The following is a 15,490-nucleotide window of genomic DNA, read 5'->3' on the forward strand; positions in this document are numbered from 1 at the left end:
CGACCTGATCCACTACGGCCAATTTAAAAGTCAGCGAGTAATCACGCTGTGTTCGCTTCACACCATGCACCATCGAGCTCTCCAGATTCTCGGGGGAAAGGTGTAAACCTTATTCAGGACGGGACAGGGGCAAAAGAAAAAGGGCATCTCATGCGAGATGCCCTTTGTTCATGGTGGGTCGTGTAGGATTCGAACCTACGACCAATTGGTTAAAAGCCAACTGCTCTACCAACTGAGCTAACGACCCAAAAATGGTCGGGGTGAGGGGATTCGAACTCCTGACATCCTGCTCCCAAAGCAGGCGCGCTACCGGACTGCGCTACACCCCGAGTGCTTCAAAAAAAAGGGCATCTCAATTGGAGATGCCCTTTTCTACATGGTGGGTCGTGTAGGATTCGAACCTACGACCAATTGGTTAAAAGCCAACTGCTCTACCAACTGAGCTAACGACCCGGAAAATGGTCGGGGTGAGGGGATTCGAACTCCTGACATCCTGCTCCCAAAGCAGGCGCGCTACCGGACTGCGCTACACCCCGAGATGGCTCCGCGACCTGGACTCGAACCAGGGACCCAATGATTAACAGTCATTTGCTCTACCGACTGAGCTATCGCGGAACTGAACTTCGGTACTACTTTCCGATTTGCTACTCCGAAGACTGTGTTCGCTTCGGACTCTAGAGCTTCGCTGCTTTCGCTTTGTCGCTGCTGAGGCCGGCTATTCTACATTCTTCGTTTTGCTTGTCAACCACTTTTTTTCATTCAACTTACTGATTTGTAAGTTGTTTTACGGTCACCGATGTTGCTGGTGATTCGCTTAGTGCCTGACAACGCGGCGTATATTAGGGGCACTCGTTTTTTGATGCAAGCAGAAATTTCAAAAATTTCAGCGGGTTATCCCTGCAGGTCTGAAACGCCCGAATTTGCTGGGCCTGTGCCCGCCTCTTCTCGGCCGCTTGACGCCTCCACCCCCTGCCTCAGGCTCAGCGCAAGCGCGGATACCTGTGAAAGCGGCAAAAAAAAAGCCCCGCGAAGGCGGGGCTCATGGTGCAACGCAATCAGCCAAAGACGATTTCGTCGCCTTCGACCTTGGCGGTGATCGCCGAACCCGGCAAGAACTTGCCTGCCAGAATCAGCTGCGCCAGCGGGTTTTCGATCCAGCGCTGAATCGCCCGCTTCAGCGGCCGTGCTCCGTACACCGGGTCGTAACCCACGGCAATCAGCTTGTCCAGCGCCTCTGGGCTCAGGCTCAGCGACAGTTCGCGCTCCAGCAAACGGCTGCGCAGGCGGCCCAGCTGGATTTCGGTAATACCGGCAATCTGCTCGCGGCCCAATGGCTCGAACACCACCACTTCGTCGATGCGGTTGATGAACTCTGGACGGAAGTGCGCCCCCACGGCATCCATGACGGCCGCACGTTGTGCCTCGCGGTCACCGACCAGCTCCTGGATCTGCGCCGAGCCCAGGTTGGAGGTCATCACGATCACCGTGTTGCGGAAGTCCACGGTGCGCCCGTGGCTGTCGGTCAGGCGGCCGTCTTCCAGCACCTGCAACAGCACGTTGAACACATCGGGGTGGGCTTTTTCCACCTCGTCCAGCAGCACCACCGAGTAAGGCTTGCGCCGTACAGCCTCGGTCAGGTAACCGCCCTCTTCATAACCGACATAGCCTGGTGGTGCACCGATCAGGCGAGCCACGGAGTGCTTCTCCATGAACTCGGACATGTCGATGCGCACCATCGCCTCCTCGGTGTCGAACAGGAACTCGGCCAGCGCCTTGCACAGCTCGGTCTTGCCCACACCGGTCGGGCCAAGGAACAGGAACGAACCACTTGGCCGGTTCGGGTCGGACAACCCGGCCCGCGAGCGGCGCACGGCGTTGGCCACGGCAGTTACCGCCTCGCCCTGGCCGATCACGCGCTGGTGCAGCAGCTCCTCCATTTTCAGCAGCTTCTCGCGCTCGCCTTCCAGCATCTTGGCAACCGGAATGCCGGTCCACTTCGACACCACTTCGGCAATTTCTTCCTCGGTCACCTTGTTGCGCAGCAACTGGTTCTCGGTCTTGCCGTGCTGGTCGACCATCTGCAGGCTGCGCTCTAGGTCGGGGATAACCCCGTACTGCAGCTCGGCCATGCGGTTCAGGTCGCCTTTGCGACGAGCGGCATCCAGCTCCTGGCGGGCCTGTTCGATCTTTTGCTGGATCTGCGCAGAGCCCTGCACTTCGGCCTTCTCCGACGCCCAGATTTCTTCCAGGTCGGAATACTCACGCTCCAGACGCTCGATTTCCTCGGTCAGTTTCTCCAGGCGCTTTTTAGCGGCTTCGTCTTCTTCCTTCTTCAGCGCCTGGGATTCCACCTTCAACTGGATCAGGCGACGATCAAGGCGGTCGAGCACTTCCGGCTTGGAGTCGATCTCCATGCGGATGCGGCTGGCCGCTTCGTCGATCAGGTCGATGGCCTTGTCCGGCAGCTGGCGGTCGGTGATGTAGCGGTGGCTGAGCTTGGCCGCAGCGATGATGGCACCGTCGGTGATAGCCACCTTGTGGTGTACTTCATAGCGCTCTTTCAGGCCACGCAGGATGGCGATGGTGTCTTCCTCGCTCGGCTCCTCGACCAGCACCTTCTGGAAGCGGCGCTCCAGGGCGGCGTCCTTCTCGATGAACTGGCGGTACTCGTTCAGCGTGGTGGCGCCGACGCAATGCAACTCGCCACGGGCCAGGGCCGGCTTGAGCATGTTACCGGCGTCCATGGCGCCCTCGCCTTTGCCGGCGCCGACCATGGTGTGCAGTTCGTCGATGAACAGGATGATCTGGCCTTCCTGCTTGGACAGTTCATTCAGCAGGCTTTTCAAACGCTCTTCGAACTCACCGCGGTACTTGGCACCGGCAATCAGCGCGCCCATGTCCAGCGCCAGCAGGCGCTTGCCTTTCAGGCCGTCGGGCACTTCGCCGTTGATGATGCGCTGGGCAAGGCCTTCGGCGATGGCGGTTTTACCCACGCCAGGCTCACCGATCAGCACCGGGTTGTTCTTGGTACGGCGTTGCAGCACCTGCACGGTACGACGGATTTCGTCGTCACGGCCGATCACCGGGTCCAGCTTGCCTTCCTCGGCACGCTTGGTCAGGTCGACGGTGTACTTGTCCAGGGCCTGGCGCGATTCCTCGGCGTTGGCGTCATTCACCGCCGCGCCGCCGCGCAGGTTGTTGATGGCATTTTCCAGGGCCTTCTTGCTTACGCCCTGGCTCAGCAGCAACTTGCCAAGCTTGCTGTTCTCGTCCATGGCGGCCAGCACCACCAGCTCGCTGGAAATGAACTGGTCGCCCTTCTGCTGGGCCAGGCGATCGGCCTGGTTGAGCAGGCGCGCCAGGTCCTGCGACATGTTCACGTCGCCGGTGGGGTTCTGGATTTTCGGCAGCTGGTCGAGTTCTTTCACCAGCGCTTGGCGCAGGCTGTTGATGTCGAAACCTACCTGCATCAACAGGGGCTTGATCGAGCCACCTTGCTGCTCGAGCAGGGCCTGCAACAGGTGCACGGGCTCGATGGCTGGGTGGTCCATGCCAACGGCCAGGGATTGGGCATCGGAAATTGCTAATTGCAGCTTGCTGGTCAAACGGTCTATTCGCATGGTGTACCTTCCTTTAAAGGGCAGGTCGGAGCGATGGACAGCGCCTGTTTATAAAGAAACCTGCCTGAGATGACCTTATAGATAAGGCTGATTCTGGAAGATTCAAGCGTAGCGGGGTTGACCGAAGTCAACCTGTTGGATTAACGGGGCCATTCGCGCGCATGCCCGCCTCCACAGGTACACCAACAGCCTCAGGTCGTGAAGAAGCCGGTACAGGCTAGCGGGGTTGCAGCCACACCAGGGAAGCGAAACGGCCACCCTGCGGGGTACGGCGATAGGAGAAGAAGCGCGCATCACTGACCGTGCACAAGCCACCGCCATAAACAGCCGTCACCCCACGGGCGGCCAGGCGAATACGCGCCAGTTCATAGATATCCGCCATCAGCTTGCCCGGCCGCTCGCCGTCGACAAAGGCCCGGGCCGCTTCGGGGTGCACGGCAGTAAAGGCGTCCCGCACTTCCGGCCCGACTTCGAATGCCTTGGGGCCAATCGCCGGCCCCAACCACACCAGCACGTCTTCGGGCGCCAGGGCCAGGCGGTCCAATGTGGCTTCCAGCACGCCGCCAGCCAACCCGCGCCAGCCGGCATGCGCGGCAGCCACACGGGTGCCCGCGCGGTCGCAGAACAGCGCTGGCAGGCAATCGGCGGTCATCACCGTACAGGCAATACCCGGCCGGTCGGTGAAGCTGGCGTCGGCCTCGGCCACCACAGCCGGGTTGGCATCTGCCACCACCAGCCCATGCACCTGCTTGAGCCAGGCTGGCTGGATGGCGAACTGGTCGCTCAGGCGGCGACGGTTCTCGACGACCGCGGCAGGGTCATCCCCAACATGGTCGCCAAGGTTGAAGGTTTCGTAGGGTGGCAGGCTTACACCGCCCTGACGGGTGGTGACGCAGGCGCGTACCGAGGCCGGGGCCGGCCAGTCGGGGAACAGCAGCGACTGCGTCAGCCCACTCATCCGATAAAGCTCTCGCGGTCCTGATTGAGCAGCGACAGCAACCAGACGAAGTCGTCCGGCAGTGGCGATTCCCACTTCATGATCTCACCGGTAATCGGGTGGGCCAAGGCGAGGAAACGCGCATGCAGGGCCTGACGCGGGAAGGTTTTCACCGCCTCGACCATGGTTGGGCTGGCAGCCGGCGGAATGCGGAAGCGCCCGCCGTATGTCTGGTCGCCGACCAGCGGGAAACCAACATGGGCCATGTGCACGCGAATCTGGTGGGTACGGCCGGTTTCCAGCTTTACCCGCACATGGGTGTGCGACCGGAAGCGCTTGAGCACACGGTAGTGGCTGACCGCTGGCTTGCCGCCGTCGGTCACCGCCATGCGCTGGCGCATGCCGCCGTGGCGGCCGATCGGGGCGTCGATCTTGCCGCCGGCGGTGACCACGCCGATCACGATGCACTCATAGATGCGGCTGACCTTGCGCGCCTGCATCTGCTCGACCAGCTTGGTCTGCGCCTGCAGGGTCTTGGCTACCACCATCAGGCCGGTGGTGTCCTTGTCCAGGCGGTGCACGATACCGGCGCGCGGTACGTTGACGATGTCTGGCACATGGTGCAGCAGCGCATTCAGCAGGGTGCCGCTGGCATGCCCGGCGGCCGGGTGCACAACCAGCCCGGCAGGCTTGTTGATCACCATGATATGGTCGTCTTCGTAGACGATATCCAGTTCGATATCTTCGGCGACCCACTCACCCTGGGCCTCTTGCTCGGCCTCCAGGATAAGCTGCGAGCCACCATGGACAGTGTCGCGAGGGCGCACGACGGCACCATCGACCGTCAGGCGGCCCTCTTTGATCCACGAAGTTAGCCGCGAACGCGAGTACTCGGCGAACAATTGGGCGGCGACCTGGTCGAGGCGTTGACCGCCCAGTTCGGACGGTACCTCTGCGCTAAGTTGAATGATCTCGGACATGCTCGATTCGGCGGGCGCACAGCCTTTGGTTTCGGCTGCGAGCTTGTGGTTAAATACGGCTTCTTTTGTCCCGGGGTTGGCCGGGGCGCTCATCATAACAGGACGGCACCGCCCAAAACAGCGGCCGTCAAAGGGACGCAAGCCGCCATGCAAGTGAAACACCTGCTGCTGATCGCCATCCTTGGGCTCACCGCGGCCTGTTCCTCGAATAAGGAAGTCATCGACGAGAACCTCAGCGAGGCCGAGCTGTATCAACAGGCCCAGGCTGACCTGGACAACTCCAGCTATACCAGCGCCGTGAACAAGCTCAAGGCCCTGGAATCGCGCTACCCGTTCGGCCGCTATGCCGACCAGGCGCAGCTCGAGCTGATCTACGCCAACTACAAGAACGCCGAGCCCGAGGCTGCCAAGTCGGCTGCCGAGCGCTTCATCCGCCTGCACCCGCAGCACCCGAACGTCGACTACGCCTACTACCTGAAAGGCCTGACATCGTTCGACCAGGACCGCGGCCTGCTGGCGCGCTTCCTGCCGCTGGACATGACCAAGCGTGACCCGGGTGCCGCGCGCGACTCGTACAACGAGTTCGCCCAGCTGACCAGCCGTTTCCCTAACAGCCGGTACGCGCCAGACGCCAAGCAGCGCATGATCTACCTGCGCAACCTGCTGGCTTCGTACGAAATCCACGTGGCCGACTACTACCTGAGCCGCCAGGCTTATGTAGCTGCCGCCAACCGCGGCCGCTACGTGGTAGAAAACTTCCAGGAAACCCCATCGGTCGGCGACGGCCTGGCGGTCATGGTCGAGGCGTACCAGAAGATGCACCTGGACGAACTGGCGGCCAGCAGCCTGGAAACCCTCAAGCTCAACTACCCGGACCACCCGAGCCTGGTGGATGGCGAGTTCCAGCCCAAGCAGACCGAGTCTGACGGTCGCGGCTGGCTGTCCAAGGCCACCCTGGGCCTGATCGAGACCGATACCCCGCTGCCGCCGGGCGAAACCCGCGCCAACCAGGACGTGGTCAAGCAGTTCCAGGATGCCCGCGACGAGATGCCGCAAGAGCTGCTGCCAAAAGACGAGAACGGCGACCCGATCGTGCCGGAAGGCCCGAAGGAAGCCGAGAAAGACCGCTCCTGGTTCAGCTACATGACCTTTGGTCTGTTCGACTGACCTTCAGCGGTGTATGGAAGGGAGGTCTTGGGCCTCCCTTTTTTATTGGCCGCGTCCTAGACTGTCGGCTTCTTCAACCGACAAGCTGGACACCATGGTTCGCCTACTTTTCTGGATCGCCCTGATCGCCGCCGCGTTCTGGCTGTGGCGCAAGTTTAAAGTCAGCCAGCAGTCGCACCCCGAGGCGAAGCTGGACGCACCGCTGAAGATGGTGCGCTGTGCCCATTGCGGCGTGCATCTGCCCAACGACCGGGCGCTGCAGCAAGGCAACGAGTGGTATTGCAGCCAGGCACACCTGCAGCAAGGCCCTGGCCGCCAGCACTGAGCCTGGCCCACCTGAACCCTTCGCGGGCGTGCCCGCGAAGCGGCCCTTGAACCCACCGTCACTTATCCCTCCCCGACCCTTTCACACCATTTACGACCTCTCCCCCGCCGCCAGCATTGACCCACACCGGCAAAATTCGCTAAATCCTATTTATCCGCATAAATATGAAAAATAGCGAAATGCTCAAAGCCAAACGCAAGCGCCAAAAGCTGTCCGATGTGATCGTCGAGTCGGTCAAGCGCTCGATCGTCACCGAAGCGCTGCATCCCGGCGACCGCCTGCCCACCGAGCGTGAGCTGATGGAGCATTTCGAATGCTCCAAGGGCACCGCCCGCGAAGCCCTCAAGGCGCTGGAAGTCGAAGGCCTGGTCAGCACCCGCACCGGCCCGACCGGTGGCGCCTACCTGAATGAAGTGGGCACCGAGCCGGCCAGCCGTGCGCTGCGCAACTACCTGCACTTTCAGCACCTGGACGGCGAACAGGTGTACCAGCTGCGCAAAGTCATCGAAGTAGAGCTGGCGGTATCGGTGATGGGCAAGCTGAGCGAAGCCGACTACACCGCGCTGCAGGCCAACATCGACTTCTGCAGCGCGCCGGAAGACAGCGAAGAGGGCCAGCGCGAACAGCGCCTGGCAGAGCTGGAGTTCCACACCCTGCTGGCCGACCGTTGCCCCAACCCATTGCTGCGCTTCATGGCGGTGTTCCTCAACGACCTGCTGCGCGACCTGGTGGTGCTGAAAAAAGCCTACCTGCCCAAGCGCCAGCAGTTCGCCGCGGCCAACATCGACTACCACAAGCAATTGCTGAGCGCCCTGCGCGCCAGCGACGAACCCGCCGTACGCCGGCTGATGCACGAACACATGTGCGACGCCGAGCACCATATGACCGCGCTGGAAGGCGAGGTTGCCCGCAACTTCCTGCTGGAGTTCAACCACCACCACTGATGCGCCTGCAAAGAGGCCTGCACACAGGCCCAGCCGTACCCGCTTTGTCATTGCCACTCCTGCCTAATAACCACAACCAAGGAGTTACTCATGCAAAGACGTACCCTGCTCAAGGCAGGCCTTGCCCTGGGTGCCTTAGGTAGCCTCCCCTTGGGAGCGCACCGGGCATTCGCCGACCAACCGTTGACCTTCTATGGGCTCAAGTCCATGTCGGGCGCCTTCGCCAGCTACGGCAAGTACGCCGACATGGGCTCGCGCCTGGCCATCGCCGAGTACCCGCAGCTACTCGGCCAGCCGCTCAAGTACAAGGTCATCGACACCGAAGGCAACGCCGGAAAAGCAGTGCGCAAGGTGCAGGAAGCCATCGGCCAGGATGGCGCCCGCTTCTTCCAGGGCTGCACCTTGTCGTCCTCGGCGCTGGCGGTGTCGAAGGAAATCCACAAGGCCGGCGGCGTGTTCATGACCCCGGTCGGCGCCGACGAAATCACTGGCAAAGACTGCAACGCATCCACCTTCCGCTGGTCGGTGCCCACCTACGGCGCCATTCGCGAGACGCTGGTGCCGATGATCCGCCAGCTGCCGCAGGCCAAGCGCTGGTACACCATCACCCCGCAATACGTGTTCGGCGACGCCCTGCTGGACAACGCCCGCAAGGTGTTCGCGGAGCTTGGCGTGGAACATATCGGCAACAGCTATCACTCGCTGCAGGAGCAGGAGTTCTCCGGCTACCTCACCAACGCCATCGCCGCCAAACCCGACGTGCTGGTACTGCTCAACTTCGGTAGCCAGGCCTCCAACGCGCTGCGCCAGGCGGTCAACTTCGGCATCAAGGACCGCATGAAAGTGCTGATGGTGTGGTCAGCCGGCCTCGACCAGTTTCAGGAGCTGGGCAGCGACGTGCTTGAAGGCGTGTACCTGGGCGCGCAGTACTGGCACCAGGTCGATACGCCGCTGAACAAGCAGCTGGTCGCCGCCACCCGCAAGGCCTATGGCATCAACCCCAACTACCCGCTGGCCGCCGACTACATCGGCACCAAGGTCATGCTCGAAGCCATCGTCAAGGCTGGCAGCCTGGACGGCGCCGCCGTATCTGCAGCACTGCAGGGCATGCGCTTCCAGGGCCCGACCGGCGAAGAGCTCATCCGGCCAGGCGACCACCAGGTGCTCAAGGATTACTACCTGCTGCGCGGCAAGCCCCAGGGGCAGATGCGCGACGAGGACGACCTGGCCGAAATCATCAGCTCGGGCCGCTCGTTCGTCGAGGTCGACCACACCGGTTGCGCCCTGGCCTGAAGCCGCGGCGTTAGACACCCACACTCGTACAGGCAGCCGCTCAACGCGCTGTCGAGGGCACGCACATGCTCGATTTGTACCTGTTCCAACTGCTGAACGGCCTGGGGCTGGGGATGATCTACTTCCTCATCGCCGTAGGCCTGACGATCATTTTCGGCCTGCTCAACTTCGTCAACTTCGCCCACGGTGCGTTCTTTCTGCTGGGCGCCTACCTGTGCTACACCGCCGTGGCCGTCACCGGCAACTTCTGGCTGGCGCTACTGATTGCACCGCTGGCGGTGGCCGCGCTGGCCTGGGCGGTGGAGCGTTTGTTGATCAAGCGCATCTACCACCTGCCGCACACCTTCCAGATCCTTGTCACCCTGGGCATCGCCCTGATCATCCAGGAGGCCTCTGTGCTGATCTGGGGCCCGGTGGGCAAGAACATCGCCGTGCCGCCCGAGCTGCGTGGGGTGCTGATCCTCGGTGACTTCATCTACCCCTATTACCGCCTGTTCCTGATCGGCTTCGCCGCACTGATCGGCGTTGGCCTGTGGCTGCTGCTGGAGCGCACCCGTTTTGGCGCGCTGGTGCGGGCCGGTAGCGAAAGCACCGAAACCGTATCGCTGCTGGGCACCAACATCTTCCGCCTGTTCTCCCTGACCTTCGCCCTGGGTGTAGGCCTGGCCGGGCTGGCCGGGGTGCTGTTCGCCCCCCTGCGAGGTGCACAGCCTTTCGTCGGCCCGGAAATCCTCGGCATCGCCTTCGTGGTGGTGGTGATCGGCGGTATGGGCTCGTTTGGCGGTGCGCTGGTCGGCGGCCTGCTGGTGGGTGTGGTGCAAAGCATGATGACCAGTCTTTGGCCGCAAGGCGCCAGCCTGATGATCTACGGCGCCATGGCGGCGGTGATCCTGGTACGCCCCTATGGCCTGTTCGGGAGAGCCTGAGATGAGCGAAAAAAACCCATTGCCGGTCGCCAAGGGCCGCGCCCCGGCGCTGTTGTTGCTGGTGGTCGCCAGCCTGGTGGCCCTGCCGCTGCTGCTGCCCTCCGCCACGCTGGCCACCGAGATCCTGATCTTTGCCCTGGCCGCGCTGGCCTGCAACCTGCTGCTCGGCTACACCGGCCTGCTGTCGTTCGGCCAAGGGATCTTCTTTGGCGTGGGCGCCTATGGCGCAGCGCTGCTGATGATTCACTTGCACTGGGGCATGTTCGCCGCGCTGCTGGGCGCAGCCGTGTTTGGCGCCTTCCTGGCGCTGCTGGTGGGCGCGCTGGCGATCCGCCGCACCGGCATCTACTTCGTCATGCTGACCCTGGCCTTCAGCCAGATGGCCTATTTCCTGGCCTACACCCTCAGCGGCTGGACCGGCGGAGACAACGGCCTGCTCGATGTGCCACGGCCCAACATCGAAATCGCCGGCCATGTGCTGGTCGACCTGGCCGACCCAAGGCACTTCTACGTGTTTGTAGCCGCGCTGTTCCTGCTGATCTTCGCCGGCGCCCTGCGGGTGATCCGCTCGCCGTTCGGCAGCACCCTGCTGGCCATCCGCGAAAACGAGACCCGTGCCGCCGCCATCGGCTACGACACCCGCCACTTCAAGATTCTGGTGTTCATGCTGTCGGGCGCCATTACCGGCCTGGCCGGGGCGTTGTACGCCATGCTGCTGCACTTTGCACCGCTGTCGAACATCGACCTGATGATGAGCGAGAACATCCTGATCATGACCATCGTCGGCGGCACTGGCTCGCTGTTCGGCTCGCTGCTGGGGGCCGGTGCCATCGTGCTGCTGGGCGATGTGCTGTCGGAGCTGTGGCCACGCTGGCTGATGCTGCTGGGGGTGATCCTGATCCTGGTGGTGGTGTTCATGCGTGGCGGGCTGTGGGGCGGCCTGGCCGACCTGGGCAAGCGGCTGCTGGCCACCCGTACCCCCCATGACAAACCCCAGGCCAAGACCAAGGAGACCCTGTAATGAGCGACTACCTCCTGGAAACCCGCCAGCTGGAGCTGGCCTATGGCCCGTTCAAAGCGGTCGCAGGCGTGGACCTTAAAGTGCGCGCCGGCACCATCCACACGGTCATCGGCCCCAACGGCGCCGGCAAGACCAGCCTGTTCCACTGCCTGACCGGCGAGCGCCAGGCCACAGCGGGCAAGATCCTGTTCAACGGCCAGGACATCATCCGCAAGCCATCCCACGGGCGCGTGGCACTGGGCATGGCCCGTTCGTTCCAGCTCACCAGCCTGTTCCAGAACCTGTCGGTGCGCGAAAACCTGCGCCTGGCTGCCCAGGGCCGCGACGGCCTGGGCGCGCTGAACTTCTGGCGCAGCGTGGAGCACAAGCGCAGCCACTGGAACACCGCCGACGAGGTGCTGGAGCGCTTGAAGCTGACCGGGCGCGCCGAAACCCTTGCCGGCGAGCTGTCGCACGGTCAGCAACGGGTGCTGGAAGTAGGCATGTCGATCTGCGCCAAGCCCACCCTGCTGATGCTCGACGAGCCCACCTCGGGCATGGGCATAGACGACATCCCGGTGATGACCGACCTGATCAACGACCTTGGCCGCGACCACACTGTACTGCTGATCGAGCACAACATGAGCATCGTCATGTCGATCAGCCAGCGCATCACGGTGATGAGCCACGGCCAGATCCTGGTCGAGGGTACCCCTGAACAGGTGCGCAACGACGAGCGCGTGCGCACCGCCTACCTTGGAGAGGCCGCCTGATGCTCAACGTCGATTCGATCCATTCCTACTACGACAAGAGCCATGTGCTTGAAGGTGTCTCACTCAAGGTCGAGGCTGGCGAACTGGTGACCCTGCTGGGGCGCAACGGTGCCGGCAAGACCACCACCTTGCGCAGCATCCTCGGCATCGTCCGCCCACGGCAGGGGCAGATCAGCTTCAACGGCCAGCAACTGGTCGGCCGCGAAATCTTCGATATCGCCCGGCAGGGCATTGCCTTGGTGCCGGAGCACCGCGGTATCTTTCGCCAGCTCAGCGTCGAGGAGAACCTGAAGATTGCCGTGCGCAAGACCAGCCGCTGGCAGTTGGAGGACGTGTACAGCATGTTCCCGCGCCTGAAGGAGCGTCGCCGCAACGGTGGTTTTGCCCTGTCCGGTGGCGAGCAACAGATGCTCGCCATCGCCCGCGCCCTGCTCAACGGCCCCAAGCTGCTGATCCTCGACGAACCCACCGAAGGCCTGGCCCCGGTGATTGTCGACGAACTGGTGAAGATATTGCGGCGGATCAAGGACGAAGGCCTTTCGATCCTGCTGGTGGAGCAGAACCTGATGGTCTGCGATGCCCTTGCTGATCGCCACTATGTGCTGGAGCAGGGCCGGGTTGCCTATCAGGGCAGTGCGGCACAGTTCCGCGAAGACCCAAGTATCAAGAACCGTTACCTGGCCCTTAGCGCCTGATCAGCAGGGAAGCACGCCCGCACAGACCTCTGGCCTGTGGATGACCTGTAGGAGCGGGCTTGCCCGCGAAGAGGCCAGTACAAGCAACTGATTACTTTCAGGAGAGCTGAACCATGAACACCCGCATCGATCCCTCGCTGCACCTGCTCGGCCAAGGCCCTCTGATCAACCGCGAGCGCCTCTGGCAATCATTGATGGACCTGGCCCAGCTCGGCGCCACCGCCAAGGGCGGCGTGTGCCGCCTGGCCCTGACCGACCTCGACCGCCAGGCGCGCGACCTGTTCGTGCGCTGGTGCGAAGAAGCCGGCTGCACCGTCAGCATCGACGCCATCGGCAACATCTTCGCCCGCCGCCCCGGCCGTAACCCTGCTCTGGCGCCAGTGATGACCGGCAGCCACATCGATACCCAACCCACCGGCGGCAAGTTCGATGGCTGCTATGGCGTCATGGCCGGTCTTGAAGTCATGCGCACCCTCAACGACCTTGACCTGGCCACCGACGCCCCGCTGGAAGTAGTGGTGTGGACCAACGAAGAAGGCTCGCGCTTCCCGCCGTGCATGATGGGCTCAGGTGTGTTCGCCGGTAAGTTCGGCCTGCAGGAAACCCTGGCCAAGGTCGATGACCAGGGTCTGGCGGTCGGCGCCGAGCTGCAGCGCATCGGCTACGCCGGCCCGCGCGTGCCCACCGGGCATGCCGTGGGCGCCTACTTCGAAGCGCATATCGAGCAAGGCCCGGTGCTGGAAGACCAGCGCACCACCATCGGCGTGGTCCAAGGCTGCCTGGGGCAAAAATGGTTCGACCTGACCCTTACCGGCGTCGAGGCGCATGCAGGCCCAACGCCCATGCACTTGCGCAAGGACGCACTGGTCGGCGCTGCCGAGGTGGTGGCTGCGGTCAACCGCGTTGCTCACGCGCACCAGCCACATGCCTGCGGCACGGTCGGCTGCCTGACCTTGCACCCAGGCTCGCGCAACGTCATCCCCGGCCAGGTGCACATGACCATCGACCTGCGCCACCTCGACCCTGGCCACCTCGACACCATGGTCAGCGAAGTGCGCGCAGCTATCGAAACCAGCACGGTGAAGCATGGCCTGAGCTATCAGCTGACCCCGACAGCGGACTTCCCACCCCTGTACTTCGCTGAGCAGTGCGTGGATGCCGTGCGCCAAGGGGCACGTGCGTTGGGCCTGAGCCACATGGATATCGTCAGCGGCGCCGGCCACGATGCGATCTTCCTCGCCGAGCTGGGCCCGGCCGGGATGATCTTCGTGCCATGCGAAGGTGGCATCAGCCACAACGAAATCGAAAATGCCGCGCCGCAGGACTTGGCCGATGGCTGCGACGTACTGCTGCGTGCCATGTTCCAGGCCGCCAACTCAGGAGCCCGTTGAAATGAGCCAGAAAACCGCGATTGGCGAGTTCACCGCCGTCGAACTGCTCGCGTTGTACCAACGCCGCCAGTTGTCCCCGGTCGAAGTGCTCGACGATGTGCTGGCGCGCATCGACCTGCATAACCCGGCAGTCAACGCCTACTGCCATGTGGATGGCGAAGGGGCCCGCGCCGCCGCCCGCGCCAGCGAACAACGCTGGCAGCGCGGCGAGCCCTGTGGCCGACTGGATGGCGTGCCCGCTTCGATCAAGGACCTGACCCTGACCCGTGGCATGCCCACCCGCAAGGGCTCGCGTACGACCTCGGGTACCGGGCCGTGGGAAATCGATGCGCCCTTCAGCGCCTTCATGCGTGAAGCCGGTGCAGTGCTGGTGGGCAAGACCACCACGCCGGAGTTCGGCTGGAAAGGCGTGACCGACAACCCGCTGTATGGCATTACCCGCAACCCGTGGGATACCAGGCTGACTGCCGGGGGCTCGTCTGGCGGTGCGGCAGCCGCCGCCGCACTGAACCTGGGCGTACTGCACCAGGGCAGCGATGCTGGCGGCTCGATTCGCATCCCCTGCGCCTTTACCGGCACCTTCGGCATCAAACCGACCTTCGGCTATGTGCCGCAATGGCCGGCCAGCGCCATGACCGTGCTGTCGCACCTGGGGCCGATGACGCGTACCGTGGACGACTCGGTGCTGATGCTCGACTGCGTAGCCCGCCCCGATGCCCGCGACGGTTTGGCCGGCGCGCCCAGGCAGGCGCCGTGGCTGGGCCAGCAGCAAGATCTGCGCGGCCTGCGCATCGCCTACAGCGCCAACTTCGGTTATGTGCAGGTCGACCCGCAGATCCAGGCACTGGTGGCGCAGGCAGTACAGCGCCTGGCGCGGCTGGGCGCGCAGGTGGAGGAAGTGGACCCAGGCTTCAGCGACCCGCTGGAAACCTTCAATACCCTGTGGTTTGCCGGGGCTGCGCGATTGGCCAGTGCCTTGAGCGATGAGCAGAAAGCGTTGCTTGACCCGGGGCTGCGCTGGATTGCCGAACAAGGCGCACACATCAGCCTTGGCGAATACACCCAAGCGCTGGAGGCCCGGGCAGAATTGATTGCGAAGATGAATGCCTTCCACCAGCGCCACGACGTGCTGGTGTCACCGATGCTGCCCCTGGCAGCTTTCGAGGCCGGCCATAACGTGCCACCAGGTTCGGGGATGGCGCAATGGATGGAGTGGACGCCATTCAGCTACCCGTTCAACCTGACCCAGCAGCCGGCGGCTTCGGTGCCTTGCGGGTTCACCCGCGAGGGGCTGCCGGTGGGGTTGCAGGTGGTGGCCGGGCGCTTTGCCGATGAGCAGGTGCTGCGGGTGTGCAAGGTGTATGAGCAGCATTACCCAAGCCGGCACCTCCAGGCACCGATTACAGGCTGAAATCCGTAGTGGGCTTGCCGGCGGTTGG

General features: G+C 63.2%; 13 protein-coding genes and 5 tRNA genes. 10 read left to right on the forward strand and 8 right to left on the reverse strand.

The window, feature by feature from the left end:
- Window positions 1-171: 171 nt before the first annotated feature.
- From DMX11_RS23950 to rluD, 8 genes are all read right to left on the reverse strand, one after another.
- A tRNA-Lys gene (locus tag DMX11_RS23950) sits at window positions 172-247 on the reverse strand.
- Between the two features lie 5 nt (window positions 248-252).
- A tRNA-Pro gene (locus DMX11_RS23955) sits at window positions 253-329 on the reverse strand.
- A 48-nt stretch (window positions 330-377) separates the two neighbouring features.
- Window positions 378-453, reverse strand: a tRNA-Lys gene (locus DMX11_RS23960).
- A 6-nt stretch (window positions 454-459) separates the two neighbouring features.
- Window positions 460-536, reverse strand: a tRNA-Pro gene (locus tag DMX11_RS23965).
- A gap of 3 nt (window positions 537-539) precedes the next feature.
- Window positions 540-615: transfer RNA gene (locus DMX11_RS23970), tRNA-Asn, on the reverse strand.
- Window positions 616-1,055: 440 nt separating this feature from the next.
- The gene (gene clpB, locus DMX11_RS23975; RefSeq protein WP_110747680.1) at window positions 1,056-3,620 is read right to left on the reverse strand and encodes an ATP-dependent chaperone ClpB; all 2,565 of its coding nucleotides are present in this window, start codon (window positions 3,618-3,620) and stop codon (window positions 1,056-1,058) included.
- A gap of 217 nt (window positions 3,621-3,837) precedes the next feature.
- Window positions 3,838-4,578, reverse strand: a complete 741-nt coding sequence (gene pgeF / locus DMX11_RS23980) for a peptidoglycan editing factor PgeF (protein ID WP_110747683.1) — start codon at window positions 4,576-4,578, stop codon at window positions 3,838-3,840.
- Complete coding sequence (gene rluD / locus DMX11_RS23985) at window positions 4,575-5,537, reverse strand: 23S rRNA pseudouridine(1911/1915/1917) synthase RluD (RefSeq protein ID WP_110747746.1); 963 nt, start codon at window positions 5,535-5,537, stop codon at window positions 4,575-4,577. Before rluD ends, pgeF begins: the two co-directional genes overlap by 4 nt.
- Before the next feature lie 147 nt (window positions 5,538-5,684).
- Between rluD and DMX11_RS23990 the strand changes: the two genes are divergently transcribed.
- The 10 genes from DMX11_RS23990 to DMX11_RS24035 all read left to right on the forward strand — a co-directional run bounded on the left by DMX11_RS23990 (window position 5,685) and on the right by DMX11_RS24035 (window position 15,462).
- Window positions 5,685-6,704 (forward strand): outer membrane protein assembly factor BamD, encoded by a 1,020-nt coding sequence (locus DMX11_RS23990; RefSeq protein ID WP_110747686.1) that lies wholly within the window; start codon window positions 5,685-5,687, stop codon window positions 6,702-6,704.
- Window positions 6,705-6,798: 94 nt separating this feature from the next.
- Complete coding sequence (locus DMX11_RS23995; RefSeq protein ID WP_110747689.1) at window positions 6,799-7,029, forward strand: PP0621 family protein; 231 nt, start codon at window positions 6,799-6,801, stop codon at window positions 7,027-7,029.
- Window positions 7,030-7,208: 179 nt separating this feature from the next.
- Window positions 7,209-7,973, forward strand: a complete 765-nt coding sequence (locus tag DMX11_RS24000; protein WP_110747692.1) for a FadR/GntR family transcriptional regulator — start codon at window positions 7,209-7,211, stop codon at window positions 7,971-7,973.
- A gap of 90 nt (window positions 7,974-8,063) precedes the next feature.
- A complete protein-coding gene (locus DMX11_RS24005; protein WP_110747695.1) occupies window positions 8,064-9,266 on the forward strand; it encodes an ABC transporter substrate-binding protein in 1,203 nt (400 codons plus the stop codon).
- 65 nt (window positions 9,267-9,331) lie between these two features.
- A complete protein-coding gene (locus DMX11_RS24010; RefSeq protein WP_110747698.1) occupies window positions 9,332-10,192 on the forward strand; it encodes a branched-chain amino acid ABC transporter permease in 861 nt (286 codons plus the stop codon).
- Window position 10,193: 1 nt separating this feature from the next.
- Complete coding sequence (locus DMX11_RS24015) at window positions 10,194-11,213, forward strand: branched-chain amino acid ABC transporter permease (protein ID WP_110747701.1); 1,020 nt, start codon at window positions 10,194-10,196, stop codon at window positions 11,211-11,213.
- The gene (locus DMX11_RS24020) at window positions 11,213-11,965 is read left to right on the forward strand and encodes an ABC transporter ATP-binding protein (RefSeq protein ID WP_110747703.1); all 753 of its coding nucleotides are present in this window, start codon (window positions 11,213-11,215) and stop codon (window positions 11,963-11,965) included. The genes DMX11_RS24015 and DMX11_RS24020 overlap by 1 nt, the downstream gene beginning before the upstream one ends.
- Window positions 11,965-12,660 (forward strand): ABC transporter ATP-binding protein, encoded by a 696-nt coding sequence (locus DMX11_RS24025; RefSeq protein WP_100774543.1) that lies wholly within the window; start codon window positions 11,965-11,967, stop codon window positions 12,658-12,660. Before DMX11_RS24020 ends, DMX11_RS24025 begins: the two co-directional genes overlap by 1 nt.
- Window positions 12,661-12,773: 113 nt before the next feature.
- Entirely contained in the window at window positions 12,774-14,051 is a 1,278-nt protein-coding gene (locus DMX11_RS24030) for a Zn-dependent hydrolase (RefSeq protein ID WP_110747705.1), read from the forward strand.
- Window position 14,052: 1 nt separating this feature from the next.
- Window positions 14,053-15,462 carry an amidase gene (locus DMX11_RS24035; RefSeq protein ID WP_110747708.1) on the forward strand — a complete coding sequence of 470 codons (1,410 nt, stop codon included), beginning with the start codon at window positions 14,053-14,055 and terminating at the stop codon, window positions 15,460-15,462.
- Window positions 15,463-15,490: the final 28 nt, after the last annotated feature.

Source organism: Pseudomonas sp. LB-090624 (assembly GCF_003205205.1).
In the GTDB taxonomy this organism is placed as follows: Bacteria; Pseudomonadota; Gammaproteobacteria; order Pseudomonadales; family Pseudomonadaceae; genus Aquipseudomonas.